The organism is Jannaschia maritima (assembly GCF_030973515.1).
Lineage (GTDB): Bacteria > Pseudomonadota > Alphaproteobacteria > Rhodobacterales > Rhodobacteraceae > Jannaschia > Jannaschia maritima.
Window position 1 is genome coordinate 133,048 of the sequence record NZ_JARGZA010000008.1, and the last position, 16,285, is coordinate 149,332.

Here is a 16,285-nt window from a genome sequence, read left to right on the forward strand (position 1 = left end):
AGGACGCTAGGGTAGTTTGCGTGACATGAACATGATGACGCGCCTCCGCCCCGACCCCGCCCAGCGTTCCGCCGCCGACTGGTCCGCCGTCGGACGCGACCTCGCCGCTCGCTTCGCGCCGCGCGCCGCGCATTGGGACAGGGACCGCGAATACCCTTGGGACAACGTGGCCGACATGGTGGATGCGGGCGTGATGGGCATGACCCTGTCGGCCCGGTGGGGTGGGGCTGGCGCGTCCTTTCACGATGCCTGCCTGGTGGTGGAGGAGGTGGCGAAGGCCTGCACCCTGTCCGCGCGCATCGTGGTCGAGGCGAACATGGGCGCCGTCAGCGCGATCATGGCCTACGGGACCGACGCGCAGTGGGCGTTGGCCGCCCGTCACGTCCTGCGGGGCGACAAGCCCGCGATCTGCATCACCGAACCCGGTGCGGGCAGCGCGGCCACGGCGATGGAGACGACCGCGCGCCGCGACGGCGACGGCTACGTCATCGACGGCTGCAAGCATTGGATCACGGGCGGCGGCGTGTCGAAGCTGCACCTGATCTTCGCCCGCGTCCTGGACGCGGACGGCACCGACGAAGGCATCGGCGGCTTCCTGGTCCTGCGCGACCCGGGCGCGGGCATCGATCCGGACGGGTTCGCGATCGTCGGTCGCGAACGCACCATGGGCCTGTGCGGCATGCCGGAGGCGGAGCTTCGCTTCGACGGCCTGCGCGTCGCGGCGAACATGGTCGTCTGCCCGCCGGGCGGATTCCGGCGCGGCTTCGCGGCGCTGATGGAGGCGTATAACAGCCAGCGCGTCGGCGCGGGCACCGTGGCGATGGGGGTCGCGGCGGGCGCGCTGGAACGGGCGCGGGACTACCTTCTGGAACGCGAGCAGTTCGGCCGCCCCATCGCGGAGTTCCAGGGCCTGCAATGGATGCTCGCCGAAGCCGATGCCAAGGTCCACGCATCGCGCCTGATGCTGCGGGAAGCCGCGTGCTCGCGCGGCGCCGACGGCTCGCCCTTCCCCGACATGACGATGGCCGCCCGGGCCAAGTTCTTCGCCACCGAGCGCGCGATCGAGGTCGTGTCGGACGCGTTGCAGATGTTCGGCGCCCGCGGCTTCGGCGACGGGGAGCCGTTGGAGCGGATGTACCGCGACGTCCGCATGTTCACCATCGGCGGCGGCACCGCGCAGATCCTCAAGACCCAGGTCGCGGGCTCGCTCCTGGGGATCAAGACTCCGCAGACACGGGGCTAGCGGGGGCCTTTCCCGCAGGCCGGGCGATGGGCGCGAATCATCGATCCGTCCGACGCGGGGCAGACATGTGGCAGACGCGGGGCAGACACCCGCCACACCGGCCCGGCCGGGGCGTTCCGACCGGCGACGGGCGACGCGCTTCCCGATCGGACCCCTTGTTCCACGGGATATCGTCCGGGTTGCCCCACCCCGCGCTCGGACGCAGACTGATCGCACCGGAACGACCCTGTGGGCACCCCAGGCCGGAGAATTCATCGCCGCAGTGCAGCATCGGCCGTGGTGGTTCGGCCGGCGTCAGAACGCCTCGGACGCCATGATCCCCAAGCCCATCAGCAGCGTCAGCACGATCAGCAGGCGGCGGAAGCCGGTGTCGGACAGCCGCTTGAACACCACGATCCCGACCTGCGCCGCGATCAGGCCGCAGGGCACCGTGACCGCCAGCGCCGTCAGGGCGGTGGCGTCATAGGCCCCCCGCAACAGCAGCAGCATGACCGTCGTGCCCAGGATCGCCACGTTGTAGGGCTGCAGGACGGCGCGGACCTCCGACTTGGGCCAGGGCCGCAGCGACAGCCACATCGCGGGCAGCGCCCCCGAAACGGACGCCGCGCCCCCGAGCACGCCGCCGACGAACGCGATCGCGACATCGGCCACGGGCGCCCGGCGCGTGAAGGCGGGCAGGGCGGCGCGGAACCCGAAATAGCCGCCATAGACGATCAGAAGCGTGGCGATCCCGATCCGCAGCGTGCCCGCGTCGATCACGTCCAGGAGCGTGATGCCGATGGGCACGCCCGCCAGGCCGGGGATCAGGAAGCGGGCCAGGCGCTTCGGCCGGGCCCCGATCTCGGACCGCACCAGCCACAAGCCCTGCAGCCCGGCCAGAACCGACATGAAGGCGACGACGGCGACGGCGCGGACGGGGTCCAGCACCACCAGATAGAACCCCAGCGCGAACAGGGCGGTCCCCGTGCCGGACAATCCGTTTATGAAGCCCCCGGCGGCGGCGCCCAGGATCAGATAGGTAACGAACTCGACCGTCACGGTTCCGCCAGGGCACGGTCGGGCGAATCCGCGGCGACGATGGCGGCCAGGGCGGAGTGGACCTCGTCGATGGCACGCGTGCTGGTGCGGTGGTCCGCGTGCAGGAGGCCGATGATCCGCTCCGGTGCGTCCGGCCCCAGGGGCAGCGCCTTGACCGGCACCGCGTCCTGCGGCTTCACCGCCAGGTCCGGGACGATCGAGACGCCCAGATCCGCGTGGACCATGCTGGCGATGGCCTCCAGGCTGTCCAGCTCCATCGTTTCGGCGACCTGGATGTCCCGGGACAGAATCCAGTTGTCGATCAGGGTGCCGACCACGGCGCTGCGGTCGAAGCGGATGAAGGGCCGCGACCGCAGGAGGGCGATGGGGTCGCGGCCGACCTCGCGGGTGGCGGCGATCAGCTGCATCGGCTCGCGCGCCAGGGGGCGGAACACCGTGTTCCGCGGCATCAGGTGCGGCTTCGTCACCACGGCGGCGTCCAGGGTCCCGCGCTCGACCTCCGCGGCCAGGGGTCCCGTCAGGCCGGGACGGATGGTCAGGCCGATCTGCGGGAACTTGGCCTTCAGCGCGGCCATCGCCCGGGGCGCCAGACCGGTCAGCGTGGTGCGCAGCACGCCCAGGGTGACGGCCCCCCCCAGACCGTCGTCGCCCAGCACCGAGGGCACGAGGTCGTCGTAGTCGGCGATCAGCACGCGCGCCTTGGCCACGATCCGCCGCGCGACGGGGGTCAGCTCCGGGGTGCGGCGGGACCGGTCGAACAGGGCGACCCCGAGCGACCCTTCCAGCGTCTGCATCTGCTGGCTGACGGCGGCATGGGTCACGTGGACCACGCCCGCCGCGGCGCTGAACGTCTTGTGGTCCGCCACCGCGACCAGCGTGCGCAACAATCGGATGGTCACGCCATAGCCCCCCGGCGTTAAGCGTCGCTTTCGTTACCGATAAAGAAAATTGACTATTTCAAACCTTTCCTTGACGCTAACCTTTGGAAAAGCCGCGGGCAAGAACGACCGCGCGGGTTCTGGGAGGAACACGATGAAGACCACGACACTGACCGCGACGCTCGCCATCGGGACCGCGTTGACTGCCGGGGCGGCCCTGGCTGACTATCCGGAGCGGGCGATCAACATGATCATCCCCTACGGCGCGGGGGGTGCCACCGACATCAGCGCGCGCACCATCGCCGAACCCCTGGGCGAGGCGGTGGGCCAGCCCCTGGTCATGGCGAACATCACCGGCGCGGGCGGCGCCACGGGGTCGGTCGCGGTGCAGAACGCGAACCCCGACGGGTACACGATGCTGTTCGCGCGGGTGGGATCCCATTCGGTGAACCCCGCGATGAAGGCGACGCTGCCCTACACGCTGGACGACTTCCGCTTCGTCACCGTGTACGAGATCAACCCCTTCGCCTGCGTCGTGAACGCCAACAGCGACATCCAGTCGATGGACGACCTGATGGCGAAGGCCGAGGGCGAGGGGATCAGCTTCTCGTCCTCCGGCGTGGGCTCCGGCCCGCATCTGGGCGCGACCTTCGTTCTCGACGCCTTCGGGCTGGAGAACGCGGCCTCGGCGGCCACGCACATCCCCCAGCAGGGCGGCGGTGCCGCGGCGACCGCGGTGCTGAACAACACGGCCGAGTTCCTGTGCACCAACTCCTCCGCGCTGGCGGGCTTCGTGGCCAACGGGCAGATGCGCGCGCTGCTGGTGACGACGCCCGACCCGGTGGAAGGGTTCGACGCGCCCACGGCGACGTCGCTGGGCCACCCGGAGCTGGAGCAGCTGGTCGGCTGGACGGGCATCGCGGGCCCCGCCGGCCTGCCGGACGACGTCGCCGCCAAGTGGGGCGAATGGATGGAGCAGGCGGCGGGCGACGCGGACTTCGTGAAGCAGATGGAATCTCGCGGGTCGATCATCGACGTGATGTCCCCCGAGGACGCGAACGAGTTCATTCAAGGGCAGTACGACACGTTCCGCGCCCTGGTGGACGATCTGGGCATGCGGATCGAAGGCTGACGCGCGCGCCGTGCGGTCCCGCGTCGCGGTCCGGCCATGCCGGACCGTTCCGCCGCCCCGGGGGGGCGATCCGATGCTTGACCGAATCCCGCCCACCGTGCCGTCATCGGCCCGGGGAACGGGAAGGGGACGTTCATGACGTTGCGCGCCTTGCAAATCAGGCTGGGCTTCGCGGCCCTCGTCATCGCCGCGGCGATGGCTTTGGTCGCGATACCGAACTTCGTGTCGTCGCCGTCGAACGTCCGGAACATCGTCCTGGCGCCGACCTTCTGGCCCTATACGCTGACGGGCCTGACCGCGTTGACGGGCGCGCTGCTCCTGTTCACCGGCTGGCGCGTCGACCCCGCCATCCTGCTCGACGAGGAGGACGCCGCCAAGCCCGGCGCCTGGCTGCGGCTGATCGCGCTGGCGGCGATCATGGTCGCCACGATGCAGGCGATGCCGATCCTGGGCATGCCGCTGACCTGCATGGCTGCCTTCGCCGCGACCGCGTTCCTGTTCCGCACCCGCCATCCGATCGTGGCGCTGATCTGCACGGTCGCGGTGCCCCTGGTGCTGTACGCGTTCTTCGCCCATGTCGCCGGTGTCGCCGTGCCGCAGGGCGACTTGATCCGCCTGCCGTGAGGGGCCGCGCGTGAGCCTTCTGGACAGCCTGGCGGCGGGCCTGAACACCGTCGCGTCGGTCGAGGCGTTCCTCGCGCTCTTCGTGGGGATCTGCATCGGCGTGATCGGCGGCGCGATCCCGGGCCTTTCGGCGACCATGGCCGTGGCCCTGACCCTGCCCTTCACGTTCAGCATGGCGCCGATCACCGGCATCCTGCTGCTGCTGGGCGTGTACAAAGGGGGAATCTTCGGCGGATCGATCCCCGCGATCCTCATCAAGACGCCCGGCACGCCGGCATCGTCCGCCACGATCCTCGACGGCCACCCCCTGGCCGAACGCGGCGAGGCGGGGCGCGCGCTCGGCATGGCGCTGTGGGCGTCCTGCACGGCGGACCTGATCTCGAACCTGGCGTTGATCCTGTTCGCGGGGTGGCTGGCCTCCTTCGCGCTGTCCTTCGGCCCGCCCGAATTCTTCGCCCTGATCCTGTTCAGCCTGACGATCATCGCGGGCGTGTCGGGCGACAGCCTGCTGCGCGGCGCGCTGTCCGCGCTTCTGGGCCTGCTGCTGGCGACGGTGGGGCTGGACCTCGTCTACGGCACGAATCGGTTCACCCTGGGCAACCCGAACCTGATGGGCGGCCTGAACTTCATCGCCGTGCTGATCGGCCTGTTCGCCATCCCGGAGATCATCGCCATGGCGCGCAACCCGACCGCGCATCTGGGCCGCGCCCGTTCGCTGGGCGGCACGCGGGTCAGCTTCGCGGATTATCGCAAGAGCTTCCGCTCGATCGTGCGGGGCAGCTTCATCGGGGTGTTCCTGGGCTCGATCCCGGGCATCGGGGCCGCGCCGTCGGCGTTTCTGTCCTATTCGGAAGCCCGCCGCCGGTCGCCCGACCGCGAGAACTTCGGCAAGGGCGAGATCGAGGGCGTCGCCGCGTCGGAGGCCGGCAACAACGGCGTGGCGGGCGCGACCCTGATCCCGCTCCTGGCCCTGGGCGTGCCGGGCGATGTCATCACCGCCATCATCATCGGGGCGTTCATGGTCCACGGCCTGCAGCCCGGTCCGATGATGTTCGTCCTGAACGTCGACATCATATACGGCCTGTTCATCGGGCTGATCGTCAGCAGCGTGTTCCTGTTCGTCGTCGGCAGCGTCGCGATCCGCGGCTTCCGCTTCATCGCCGAGGTGCCCAAGCGGATCCTGATGCCGACCGTTCTGGTGCTGTGCGTGTATGGCGTGTTCGCCGTGAACAACAACGTGTTCGACGTCGGCGTGATGTTTGCGATGGGATGGGTGGGTTACCTGATGATGCGCGCGCGCATCCCCGTCGCGCCCTTCCTGATCGCCTTCATCCTGGGCCCGCTGCTGGAGGACAACTTCCGGCAATCCATGCTGATGTCGGGCAGCGATCCGGCCATTCTGCTGCGCGGACCGATCACGTGGTTCTTCTGGGCTCTGACGATCCTGACGATCATCGGAATCGCCCGGTCCGTGGGACGGAAGCTGGCGGTCTGACGGGCGGGTGCATTGCCCGCCCACCCGGGGTGCGTTACATCCCGGGCATGAGCGACTGCACGAGGATCGCGCCATGCATCACCTGACCCTGCGGAACGTGGACCCGGCCATCGACGCGGCCCTGCGCGAAGCCGCCGCACGCGACGGCCTGTCGAAGTCCGAGGTCGCCCGCCGCGCGCTGGCGAAGGGCCTGGGCGTGACGATCAAGCGGCGGGACATCTCGGGGTTGGGGGATAGACTGATGGATCGCCGGTCGCGAGAGATCCTCGCCGCACAAGACTGGATCACCCCCGATCTGAGCGATGCCGACTACGACGAGATGGAGGCGGAGGCAGAGAAGCGGGGCGGCTGAGCCATGCTTCTCGACACGATGGCGCTCGTCTGATTGATGATGGAACGCCTGAACCCGAGCTCCGTATCGGCCATCGAAGCCGCATCGAACGTCGTCGTGTCCGCCTGCTCCCTGTACGAGATCAATCAGAAGGTCCGTATCCGTCGTCTCGACGTGCAGGAGATCGACATCGCCTTCATCAGGGAGCTGGAGGATAGCGGCATCGCCGTCATTCCCGTCTTGGCGACGGTCATGGCCGGATCCGCCTCGATGGAATGGCGCGTCCATGGACGGGAACATCGCGATCCGTTCGATCGAATGATTGCGTGGACTGCGTTGGAACTGGCCCTTCCCGTGATGACATCCGACCACGCGTTCGATCACCTGAAAGATCTGGGCCTTCGTACCGTCCCAGTGTGACCGCGGCGGCCCCGGGGGACCGCCGCGACCGGATCAGCTGTTGGTGTAGGGCGGACCGGCCTGGTTGATGACGTCGTTGTATTCTCGGAAGATCCCGACGATCCGCGATTGCAGTTCGCCCTCCTGCGCGACCTCGTCCCAGAACTCCTTGGCGGCGTTCTCGACCTCGGCCCATTCGTCGGCAGGGACGGTGCGCAGTTCCAGCTTGTCGCCTTGTGCGCGCAGCCGTGCCTCGCCGCCCCAGTACCACTGGTTGCGATAGGTATGGCCCGCCTCGATGGCGGCCATGACCAGTTGCTGCAGGTGTTCGGGCAACTCGTTCCACCGGCCCTGGTTGACGAAGAACGATCCGATCCATGCGCCCGAGATGTTGTTCGTCAGGAAGTAGTCGGTCACGTCCGCCCAGCCGACGGTGTAGTCCTCGGTGATGCCGGACCAGGCCATGCCGTCCAACTCGCCCGTCTGGACCGCGACCTCGGCATCCTCGTAGGGGATGTTGACGGGCACGACGCCGAATCGCGACAGGAACCGCCCCGCCGTCGGGAAGGTATAGAGCCGCAGGCCGTCGAGGTCGGACACCGACGTGATCTCGCGCGTGGTGTTGAAGTTGCAGGGATCCTGGCCCGCGGCCGAAAGCCACTGGACGCCGACCTTGGCGTATTCGTCCCGCCAGATGTCGGCCAGGCCGTACTGGTTGAACAGGACGGGCACGTCGAGGATGTGCTTGGTGGCGAAGGGGAAGTAGCCGCCGAACTGGCGCAGCGGCGTGGGCGAGGCCATGGAATCGTCGTCCGAATGGACGCCGTCGATGGTCCCGCGCTGAAGCGCCTGGAACAGCTCGCCCGTCGGCACGATCTGGTCGGCGTAGAACAGCTCGATCTGCAGCTCGCCGTTCGAGGCGGCGTTGATGTAGTCGATGATGGGCTTGGTCACCTGCTCGCCCAGGGCGGCGCCGGCATAGGTTTGGAAGCGCCAGCGGATCGGCTCCTGCGCGCGGGCGACGCCGGGCGCGGCCAGGGCCGCCGCCCCGCCGAGCGCGCCGGTGGTCAGGATCTTGCGTCTGGTGGTGGTCATGGTTCGGTCCCCCGGTTGGTGATGGTCTCAGGCGTTCAGCGGTGCGAGCACGGCGTCGAGGTCGAGCGTGATGCCTGGCGGGTCGAGGCACAGGGGACCGCCCGGCAGGATCGCGGCGACGAACCCATCCGGCGTCCGGCGGTGTGCCACGACGATCTTCCGGCTGGGATCGACGGTCAGGTAATGCGCCAGGCTCTCGATCTGCGTGTACTCGGCGAACTTGGCGTTCGTATCGAGGGAAGAGGTCGATAGCGACAGCACTTCGACCAGTACGATGGGATCGGTGTAGAACATGGCATCGGGCGGAAGCGGATCGCCGCATTGGAGGGCGGCGTCGGGTTCGCGCTGGGTCCTGTCGCCGATCTCGACCGCCATGCCGTCCACGAATACTTCGCAGGACAGACCGGACGCTGCCGTCTGCAGCGCGGAGAAGGCTTCCGCCTTCAGGCGCGCATGGATCGCGCGTTCGGACGCCAACGCCACGATCTCGCCATCCGAAAGCTCGAACCGCCTGTCGCCTGCATGCGCGTCCAGCCAGCGCCTGAACTTGGCCACATTCATCCGTTCGGGCAGGACGGGTTGTTCCATGCCGTACACCCTAGCCCCCCATCCCAATCCTGTCACCGGCCATAGACCAGCCCCGGCAGCCACAGCGCCAGGTCCGGAAACGCCATCACCAGCCCCAGCGCGCCGACCATCACGGCCACGAACGGCACGATGGAACGGTAGATGTCGGTGATCCCGATCTCGGGCGGGGCCATGGCGCGCATCAGGAACAGATTGTAGCCGAAGGGCGGCGTCATGTACGCGATCTGGCAGGTGATCGTATAGAGGATACCGTACCAGATCAGATCGAAGCCCAGCTCCCCCACCAGGGGCACGTAGAGGGGGGCGACGATGACCAGCATCGCGGTGTCGTCCAGGAACGTGCCCATCACGATGAACGACAGTTGCATCAGGATCAGGATGATCCAGGGATTCAATCCCAGCCGTTCCGTGAACAGGTCGTCGATGGCCTTGACCGCGCCCAGGCCGTCGAACACCGCACCGAAGGCCAGGGCGGCCAGGATGATCCACATGAACATGCAGGTGATGCCCAACGTGTTGCGGACCGTGTTCTCGAACGCGGCCCGCGTCATGCGGCGCTTCAGGATCGCGGCGGCGAAGGCGGCCAGCGCGCCGATGGCGCTGCTTTCGACCAGCGACGTCCAGCCGTTGACGAACGGCACCATCATCACCGCGAAGATGCCGATCGGCAGGAGCCCCGCGCGCAGCAGCGCCAGTTTCTGCGCCATGGGCATCGCGCGTTCGGCGGCCGGCAGGGCGGGCCCCAGGGCCGGGTTCATGCGGCAGCGGATCGCGATGTAGGCCACGAACAGGACCGCCATCATCAGCCCCGGCACCACGCCCGCCAGCCAAAGCTGCCCCACGGGCTGGCGCGCGATCATCGCGTACAGCACGAGCACAACGGACGGCGGCACAAGGATCCCGAGGGACGCACCGGCCTGCACCACGCCCGTGACCATCCGCTTGTCGTAGCCGCGCTTCAGAAGCTCGGGCAGGGCAATGGTGGCCCCGATGGCCATGCCCGCGACCGACAGGCCGTTCATCGCCGAAATCAGGACCATCAGCCCGATCGTCCCGATCGCAAGGCCCCCGCGCAGGCCGCCGAACCAAACGTGGAACATCGCGTACAGGTCGTCCGCGATGCCCGATTCCGACAGGACGTAGCCCATGAACACGAACATCGGCAGCGTCAGCAGCGGATACCAGTTCATCACCTTGATGGCCGCGCTGAACCCGATGTCGAACCCGCCCCGGTCGCCCCACAGCCACAGGGCGGCCACGACTGCGACGAAGCCGATGGCGCCGAACACCCGCTGTCCGGTCAGCAGCATCAGCATCATGGAGGAGAACATGAGCGTTGCGATCAGCTCGTAGGACATCAGGCGAGCCGGTCCTCCACGGGTACGTCGGCCAGCAGGAGGACGTCGCGAAAGAACTCCGCCACGCATTGCAGCAGCATGCAGGCCATGCCGAAGCACATCACCGATTTGATCGGCCACATGTAGGGCCGCCAGGGCGAGGAGGATCGTTCCAGGAACGCCGTCTCGGACGTGCCCGCGACCAAGCCAGCGAGGAAGCCCACGGGTTCGGTTCCGAAATATCCGACCGAATAGGCCAGCGAGGCCAGCCCGCCGTAGAGCAGCACGCCCAGATAGAAGGTCAGGAGCCCCACCGTGACGGCGTCGAACCAGGCCTTACGCCGGGGCGACCAGTCGCCGTAGAGAAGGTCCATGCGGACATGGCTGCCCATCTGGATTGCATAGGGCCCGCCGAGGATGAAGTAGGCGACCATCAGGAACTGCGCCATCTCCAGCGTCCAGAGGCTCGGGACGAGGAAGGTCTTCGACAGGCTGGACCACAGCAGGACGCCCATCAGCGCGAAGATGCCGTACATGACCACGCGCCCGATCCGCCGGTTCACGGCGTCGATCCCGCGGACATAGGCGCGCATCAGCGCCAGCACGGGGCGCCATCCATCGATCGATCGGTCCCTGCGGTCATGCGCCCCCCGTTCGCCGGAAGCCTGCGACGCGGCGTGCGGAAGTGTCAACGCGATGCGCGCGGCGGCGACACCGGGTCCCGTCGGTGCCCGTATCGCCCGGCCCGATCCGATCCACCGCTTCGTGACATAAGGCCGATTGCGGGCAGGGCGCGGGAGCGATGCACACTTCACTGCGGCCTTCGGGGGGCTAAGGTGTCCCGAACGGGACCGCGGACCCCCGCGCGCCACGCATAAGGGAGGAAACGAAATGAAGACCTGGATCGGAGCGGCGCTGGCCGCCACCATCGCCGCGACGGGCGCGGCCAACGCGCAGGACACGCGCATCGCGTTGGGAGCGACCAACGCGCAATCCTCGCATTACGCGTACTTCGCGGCCCTCGCGAACCTGATCAATGAGAAGACGGACGGCATCCAGGCCTCCGTGGTCGAGACGGGCGCCACCGTCGACAACCTGAAGCGCATGGAACGCGGTCAGCTCGACGCCGGCCTCGTCACGACGACCACGCTCTACCATGCCAACGAGGGGCAGTACGGCTTCGAGGGCGAGCCGATCGATTCCAAGCTCCTGTTCGCCTACAGTTTGGCGCCGCAACTGGTGATCGTGCGTCGTGACAGCGGCATCGAGTCGCTCGCCGACCTCGACGGGATCGAGTTCGGACCGGGCCAGCGTGGGTCGTCGACGGAGGCCACGTCCGAGATCGTGCTGGGCGCCCTTGGGATCGAGCCGGACTTCGTGCGCGGCTCCAACTCCGAGTTGGCGAACCAGATCAAGGACGATCGCATCCCCGGCTTCATCAAGTCCGCCGTGGGCACCAAGTTCGATCCGCTGACGACGGACATCGCCACGCTCAGCCCCCTTCGCGTCCTGCCGATACCGGAGGACCGGCTGGCGACGATCCAGGAGCAGGTGCCGGAGCTGTCCATCGTGGACATGCCGGCCGACGAGCAGCAGGACCGGGCGGAGCCCTACAAGACCTGGGCCTTCATGATCGCCGTGTCCGCGGCACCCGAATTGGACGAGGAGACGGCCTATCGGATCGTCAAGGCGGTGATCGAGGACGACGGCGCCGACGGGACGGGCATACAGGCGGCCGCGTTCAGGCCCCTCGAAGGCGTCGACATCGCGCAGCTGACCTTGGACAACGCATCGACCGCGCTGCATCCCGGCGCCGTCCGCGCGTTCCAGGAAGCGGGCTACACCGTGCCCGACCGCCTGATGCCCCAGGACGGCTGAGGCGCCGTTCGTGACGGCCGAGGGGGGGAGCGCGCTCGACGAAGCGACGATGGAGACGGAGCCGCGCGCGCCCCGGTCGACGCGCGAATGGCTCGCCCTCGGGCTGGCCGTCGCGATCGGGCTGTTCACCTTCTACACGGTCGCCACGGGCGCCTTCGAATCCCTGATCCAGCGCGGCATCTTCGTCGCGCTGGTCTCTGCCCTGGCGGTCTGCCTGTATCCCTTGGGGTCCGGCACCCGTTGGCGGCCCCTCGGGCTGGCCGTGGACCTCGCCGTCGTGGCCGCGGTCTGGGGCGCGGCGGGCTATGCGATCTGGCACTTCGAACGCATCATGGTCGAACGCCCCTTCGCCGAACCCCACGACGTCTGGCTGGCCGCCCTGGCGACCGTGGCGCTGCTGGAACTCGCACGCCGTGCGGTCAGCATCATCTTCCCGATCCTCGTGGGGCTGATGTTCCTTTACGCCTTCCTGGGCGACCGCATCCCTGGCGCGTTCGGACACCGTGGCTTCGATCAGTACTTCATCGCGGAAACGGTGTTCCTGTCCGATCTGGGCCTATGGGGGATGCTGGTGGGCATCGCGGCCACCACGCTCGCCGCCTTCATCCTGTTCGGCGCGTTCCTCCTGCACACGGGCGCGGGCACGACCTTCTTCAAGCTGTCCGCGCGGGCGGCGGGATCCTCGGTGGGCGGGGCGGGCAAGATCGCCACCGTGGCATCCGGGTTCTTCGGCATGATCTCCGGCTCCACGGTCGCCAACGTCGCCACCACGGGCAACTTCACGATCCCCTTGATGAAGCGCCTGCGCTACCCCGCCCCCTTCGCGGGAGGGGTGGAGGCCATCGCCTCCACCGGTGGACAACTGGCACCCCCCATCATGGGCACGGCCGCCTTCGTCATGGCCGAACTGGTGGGCGAAAGCTATTGGCGCATCGCCGCCGCCGCGATCCTACCGGCCATTTGCTTCTATGTCGGGGTGTTCGTCACCATCGACGCCGTGGCCCGGCGCAGGGGCCTCTACGGGATGGAGGGGGACGAGGTCCCTTCCTGGTCGGAAGCCCTGGATTGGCGCGCCCTGACCCCCATCGTCGCGTCCCTGGGCGGCATCCTGTTCGGCGTTGTTAACGGCAACTCCATCGGCACCACCGCCTTCTACGGCATCGTCGCGATGATCCTGGCCTTCGTCGCCGCGCGCCTGACGGCTGGCGAGGGGCTGAAATCCGCCGTCCTGCGTCTGGCCCCCGCGTTGGAGACGGGGGGCCGCGGCGTCGTCATCGTGGGCATCATGCTAACCGTGGCGCAGGTCTTCGTTTCGCTTCTGAACCTGACCGGGGTGGGCGTGACCCTGACCGGCATCATCCTGGGAAGCGCCGGCGGGCAGATCTGGGCCATCGCGATCGTCATGGCGATCGTCTGCCTGATCGCGGGCATGGGGCTGCCGACCTCGGCGGCCTATGTGCTGGTGGCCGCGGTGTTCGCGCCCGCGCTGATCCAACTGGGGATCGATGCGCTAAAGGTGCACTTCTTCGTCCTCTACTACGCGACGCTGTCGGTCGTGACGCCACCCGTCTGCGTGGGCGTCTTCGTCGCCGCGCAGATCGCGGGGACACCGTGGTTCAGGGTCGCCGTCGAGGCCGTCCGTCTAGGCGCCGTCGCCTACGTCCTTCCGATGCTGTTCCTGGCCCATGACGGGTTCCTGGGCGGCGGCGGTCCGGCGGCGATCGCCGAAGCCGCGGTCGCGGGGATCGTGTTCACGCTGTCCCTGGCCTTCCTGCTCGGCGGCCGCCCCGCGATCGGGACGTCCGGCGTCAGTAGGCTGGCCTGGGCCGTACCGTTGGCCTTGGCCGCGCTGCCGGGCCCGGTGCCGACATCGGCCGCCGGACTGACCTTCCTCGGACTGTGGTGGATGGGCAAGGCCGCGGGACCTGGGATGCGGCAAGCAGTCTGACCCCCGCCCCCACCCTGCCGCAGCATGCGACACTATTCATCACCTGGATCACGGTGGTGATCCTGGATTTCAGAAATTTCTGAAACTAGGTGCCAATCACCGACAACGGACCGGTGACGCGACCATGAACCTTTCGCCGCTTCAGCAGGAATTCGTGCTTCACTTCGGCGAGATGGGGTCCCGCTGGGGCATCAATCGTACCGTCGGCCAGATCTACGCGGTGCTGTTCTTGTCGTCCGCGCCCCTGAACGCCGAAGCGATCCAGACGGCCCTCGGGGTATCGCGATCGAACGTGTCGATGGGCCTGAAGGAACTGCAAGCCTGGAACCTGGTGCGCCTGCGTCACCTGCCCGACGACCGCCGCGACTACTTCACGACCCCCGACGATCTGTGGGAGATCGTGCGCACTCTGGTGGCCGAACGCAAGAAGCGGGAGATCGACCCCACCCTGACCAAGCTGCGCGAGTTGCAGATGCAGCGCCCCGCCACGGCGGAAGACCGCCACGCCCATGCCCGCATGACGGAACTGCGCGAGCTGATCGAGCTGATGACCGGCTGGTACGACGACGTCGAACGCCTGGAAACGGAACGGCTGATCCAATTGCTCACGCTCGGCTCCAAGGTCCGTGGCATGCTCGACCGCATGCCCGCCATCCCCGGCCTGTCGCGGCGCGAAACGAAGGAGGACGAGGGCGGCGTCTAGCCCCGCGCGCCCCGGATCTGTCCCGGGGCGCGCACGGTTCCCCCACCCCTCCCCCGACACCTTCCGGAAGGTCCGCCCCCGCCATGGACACCCTGATCCTGTCGCGCATCCAGTTCGGCGCGAACATCTCGTTCCATATCCTGTTCCCGACCATCACCATCGCGCTGGGGTGGCTCCTGGTGTTCTTCCGCCTGCGCTACACCTGGACGAAGGACGAGGCGTGGATGGACGCCTATCGCTTCTGGGTAAAGGTCTTCGCGCTCAGCTTCGCGCTCGGCGTCGTGTCGGGCATCACCATGTCCTTCCAGTTCGGCACCAACTGGCCCGGCTTCATGGAGACCGTGGGTAACATCGCGGGCCCGCTCCTGGCCTATGAGGTGATGACCGCCTTCTTCCTGGAAGCCGTGTTCTTGGGCATCATGCTGTTCGGCTTCCGCCGCGTGCCCGCCTGGGCGCATATCGGCGCGACCGTCCTCGTGGCGTTCGGCACGACCATGTCGGCCTTCATGATCCTGGTCCTGAACTCGTGGATGCACACCCCCGCCGGCTTCGAGATGATCGACGGCGTGGCGCATCCGACCGACTGGATGGCCATCATCTTCAACCCGTCCATGCCCTATCGCTTCGTCCACATGCTGCTGGCATCGGGCCTGACCGTGGCCTTCCTGGTCGCTGGCCTGTCCGCCCTGCGGATGCTGATGGGGGACAAGGGGGCGGAGGTCCGCGCGACCCTGCGCGCGGGCGTCGTCCTGGGCGCGGCGCTTATTCCGGTCCAGATCCTGGCCGGCGATCTCCACGGCCTCAACACCCTGGAGCATCAGCCCGCGAAGGTCGCCGCGATGGAGGGCAACTGGTCCGATACCGACGGCCACACGCCTCTGATCCTGTTCGGCATCCCCGACGAGGAGGCGCGGACCAACCATTTCGAGATCGCGATCCCGTCCATGGCGTCCGTCATCCTCAAGCACGACCCCGCGGGCGCCATTCCGGCGTTGGACGAGTTCGTCGCCGAGGACGGCACCGCCCTGCATCCGCCGGTAAGCAAGGTGTTCTGGTCCTTCCGCGTCATGGTCGGAACCGGCATGGCAATGCTGGCCCTGTCCTGGGGTGCCGCCTTCCTGCTCTGGCGCCGCCGAGGCACCGACGTGCCCCTGCCCAAGCCGGTCCTGCTGACCTTCGGCGCGATGACCTTCAGCGGCTGGATCGCCACGCTCGCGGGCTGGTACACGACCGAGATCGGGCGCCAGCCCTGGCTCGTCCACGGCGTCATGACCACCGAGCAGGCCGTGGCCGACGTGCCCGCCCCGATGGTGCTGACCACGCTGGTCGCCTACCTCGCGATCTACGCCTTCCTGATCGCGGCCTATATCGGCGTGCTGACCTATCTGTCGCGTAAGGCGGCGAAGGGCGAAGCCGTCCGTCCGCTGACCCCGGGTGCCGGCGCCGCCGAGGCGGAGATCCTGACGGAGAATGCGCCGAAGAAGGGCAGCGACTTCGGCCGGGGAGCGATGGCCTGACAGCTGCTACCCCCCCGCCCCAACCCTCCCCCGGTGGGGGAGGGTTTCCCCGCGTGATTTGTGACGTAACGCCCGCCAT

16 protein-coding genes are annotated in these 16,285 nt (G+C 68.1%); 10 read left to right on the top strand and 6 right to left on the bottom strand.

Annotation, left to right across the window (positions count from 1 at the left end):
* Positions 1–34: 34 nt before the first annotated feature.
* On the top strand, positions 35–1,243 hold the full coding sequence (gene acdA, locus P0084_RS09745; RefSeq protein ID WP_308916650.1) for a 3-sulfinopropanoyl-CoA desulfinase: 1,209 nt from the start codon (positions 35–37) through the stop codon (positions 1,241–1,243).
* A 294-nt stretch (positions 1,244–1,537) separates the two neighbouring features.
* Here the strand turns inward: acdA and P0084_RS09750 are convergent, their stop codons facing one another.
* Both P0084_RS09750 and P0084_RS09755 read right to left on the bottom strand, forming a co-directional pair.
* Complete coding sequence (locus P0084_RS09750) at positions 1,538–2,281, bottom strand: sulfite exporter TauE/SafE family protein (RefSeq protein ID WP_308916651.1); 744 nt, start codon at positions 2,279–2,281, stop codon at positions 1,538–1,540.
* Positions 2,278–3,180: a LysR family transcriptional regulator gene (locus P0084_RS09755; RefSeq protein WP_308916652.1), complete on the bottom strand. Its 903-nt coding sequence runs from the start codon at positions 3,178–3,180 to the stop codon at positions 2,278–2,280. The genes P0084_RS09750 and P0084_RS09755 overlap by 4 nt, the downstream gene beginning before the upstream one ends.
* A gap of 133 nt (positions 3,181–3,313) precedes the next feature.
* Here P0084_RS09755 and P0084_RS09760 point away from each other — a divergent pair, with 133 nt between their 5' ends.
* The 5 genes from P0084_RS09760 (at position 3,314) to P0084_RS09780 (ending at position 7,161) form a co-directional block, all read left to right on the top strand.
* Entirely contained in the window at positions 3,314–4,291 is a 978-nt protein-coding gene (locus tag P0084_RS09760) for a tripartite tricarboxylate transporter substrate binding protein (protein WP_308916653.1), read from the top strand.
* 135 nt (positions 4,292–4,426) lie between these two features.
* Positions 4,427–4,915, top strand: coding sequence for a tripartite tricarboxylate transporter TctB family protein (locus tag P0084_RS09765; protein ID WP_308916654.1), 489 nt, complete (start codon positions 4,427–4,429; stop codon positions 4,913–4,915).
* Positions 4,916–4,925: 10 nt separating this feature from the next.
* Entirely contained in the window at positions 4,926–6,410 is a 1,485-nt protein-coding gene (locus P0084_RS09770) for a tripartite tricarboxylate transporter permease (RefSeq protein ID WP_308916655.1), read from the top strand.
* 73 nt (positions 6,411–6,483) lie between these two features.
* Positions 6,484–6,762, top strand: coding sequence for a hypothetical protein (locus tag P0084_RS09775; protein WP_308916656.1), 279 nt, complete (start codon positions 6,484–6,486; stop codon positions 6,760–6,762).
* A 36-nt stretch (positions 6,763–6,798) separates the two neighbouring features.
* Positions 6,799–7,161 carry a type II toxin-antitoxin system VapC family toxin gene (locus P0084_RS09780; RefSeq protein ID WP_308916657.1) on the top strand — a complete coding sequence of 121 codons (363 nt, stop codon included), beginning with the start codon at positions 6,799–6,801 and terminating at the stop codon, positions 7,159–7,161.
* A 33-nt stretch (positions 7,162–7,194) separates the two neighbouring features.
* On the opposite strand, the gene P0084_RS09785 is transcribed toward P0084_RS09780, so the two are convergent.
* From P0084_RS09785 to P0084_RS09800, 4 genes are read right to left on the bottom strand one after another with little or no spacing between them, the layout of a single operon-like run.
* Entirely contained in the window at positions 7,195–8,235 is a 1,041-nt protein-coding gene (locus P0084_RS09785) for a TRAP transporter substrate-binding protein (RefSeq protein ID WP_308916658.1), read from the bottom strand.
* Between the two features lie 27 nt (positions 8,236–8,262).
* Positions 8,263–8,823, bottom strand: a complete 561-nt coding sequence (locus P0084_RS09790) for a Uma2 family endonuclease (RefSeq protein WP_308916659.1) — start codon at positions 8,821–8,823, stop codon at positions 8,263–8,265.
* 32 nt (positions 8,824–8,855) lie between these two features.
* Positions 8,856–10,181, bottom strand: coding sequence for a TRAP transporter large permease (locus tag P0084_RS09795; protein WP_308916660.1), 1,326 nt, complete (start codon positions 10,179–10,181; stop codon positions 8,856–8,858).
* Entirely contained in the window at positions 10,181–10,765 is a 585-nt protein-coding gene (locus tag P0084_RS09800) for a TRAP transporter small permease subunit (protein WP_374213633.1), read from the bottom strand. The genes P0084_RS09795 and P0084_RS09800 overlap by 1 nt, the downstream gene beginning before the upstream one ends.
* 286 nt (positions 10,766–11,051) lie before the next feature.
* On the opposite strand from P0084_RS09800, the gene P0084_RS09805 reads away from it, so the two are divergent.
* From P0084_RS09805 to P0084_RS09820, 4 genes are all read left to right on the top strand, one after another.
* Positions 11,052–12,038 carry a TAXI family TRAP transporter solute-binding subunit gene (locus P0084_RS09805; RefSeq protein ID WP_308916661.1) on the top strand — a complete coding sequence of 329 codons (987 nt, stop codon included), beginning with the start codon at positions 11,052–11,054 and terminating at the stop codon, positions 12,036–12,038.
* Positions 12,039–12,087: 49 nt separating this feature from the next.
* Positions 12,088–13,986: a TRAP transporter permease gene (locus P0084_RS09810; protein ID WP_308916662.1), complete on the top strand. Its 1,899-nt coding sequence runs from the start codon at positions 12,088–12,090 to the stop codon at positions 13,984–13,986.
* Between the two features lie 124 nt (positions 13,987–14,110).
* On the top strand, positions 14,111–14,689 hold the full coding sequence (locus P0084_RS09815; protein ID WP_308916663.1) for a GbsR/MarR family transcriptional regulator: 579 nt from the start codon (positions 14,111–14,113) through the stop codon (positions 14,687–14,689).
* Positions 14,690–14,772: 83 nt separating this feature from the next.
* On the top strand, positions 14,773–16,206 hold the full coding sequence (locus tag P0084_RS09820; RefSeq protein ID WP_308916664.1) for a cytochrome ubiquinol oxidase subunit I: 1,434 nt from the start codon (positions 14,773–14,775) through the stop codon (positions 16,204–16,206).
* Positions 16,207–16,285: the final 79 nt, after the last annotated feature.

What these genes read in the sequence shown, in the direction of transcription:
- acdA (WP_308916650.1), top strand. Translation starts at nt 35, where the DNA reads ATGACGCGCCTCCGCCCCGACCCCGCCCAGCGTTCCGCCGCCGACTGG.
- P0084_RS09760 (WP_308916653.1), top strand. Translation starts at nt 3,314, where the DNA reads ATGAAGACCACGACACTGACCGCGACGCTCGCCATCGGGACCGCGTTG.
- P0084_RS09765 (WP_308916654.1), top strand. Translation starts at nt 4,427, where the DNA reads ATGACGTTGCGCGCCTTGCAAATCAGGCTGGGCTTCGCGGCCCTCGTC.
- P0084_RS09775 (WP_308916656.1), top strand. Translation starts at nt 6,484, where the DNA reads ATGCATCACCTGACCCTGCGGAACGTGGACCCGGCCATCGACGCGGCC.
- P0084_RS09780 (WP_308916657.1), top strand. Translation starts at nt 6,799, where the DNA reads ATGATGGAACGCCTGAACCCGAGCTCCGTATCGGCCATCGAAGCCGCA.
- P0084_RS09785 (WP_308916658.1), bottom strand. Translation starts at nt 8,235, where the DNA reads ATGACCACCACCAGACGCAAGATCCTGACCACCGGCGCGCTCGGCGGG.
- P0084_RS09790 (WP_308916659.1), bottom strand. Translation starts at nt 8,823, where the DNA reads ATGGAACAACCCGTCCTGCCCGAACGGATGAATGTGGCCAAGTTCAGG.
- P0084_RS09795 (WP_308916660.1), bottom strand. Translation starts at nt 10,181, where the DNA reads ATGTCCTACGAGCTGATCGCAACGCTCATGTTCTCCTCCATGATGCTG.
- P0084_RS09805 (WP_308916661.1), top strand. Translation starts at nt 11,052, where the DNA reads ATGAAGACCTGGATCGGAGCGGCGCTGGCCGCCACCATCGCCGCGACG.
- P0084_RS09810 (WP_308916662.1), top strand. Translation starts at nt 12,088, where the DNA reads ATGGAGACGGAGCCGCGCGCGCCCCGGTCGACGCGCGAATGGCTCGCC.
- P0084_RS09815 (WP_308916663.1), top strand. Translation starts at nt 14,111, where the DNA reads ATGAACCTTTCGCCGCTTCAGCAGGAATTCGTGCTTCACTTCGGCGAG.
- P0084_RS09820 (WP_308916664.1), top strand. Translation starts at nt 14,773, where the DNA reads ATGGACACCCTGATCCTGTCGCGCATCCAGTTCGGCGCGAACATCTCG.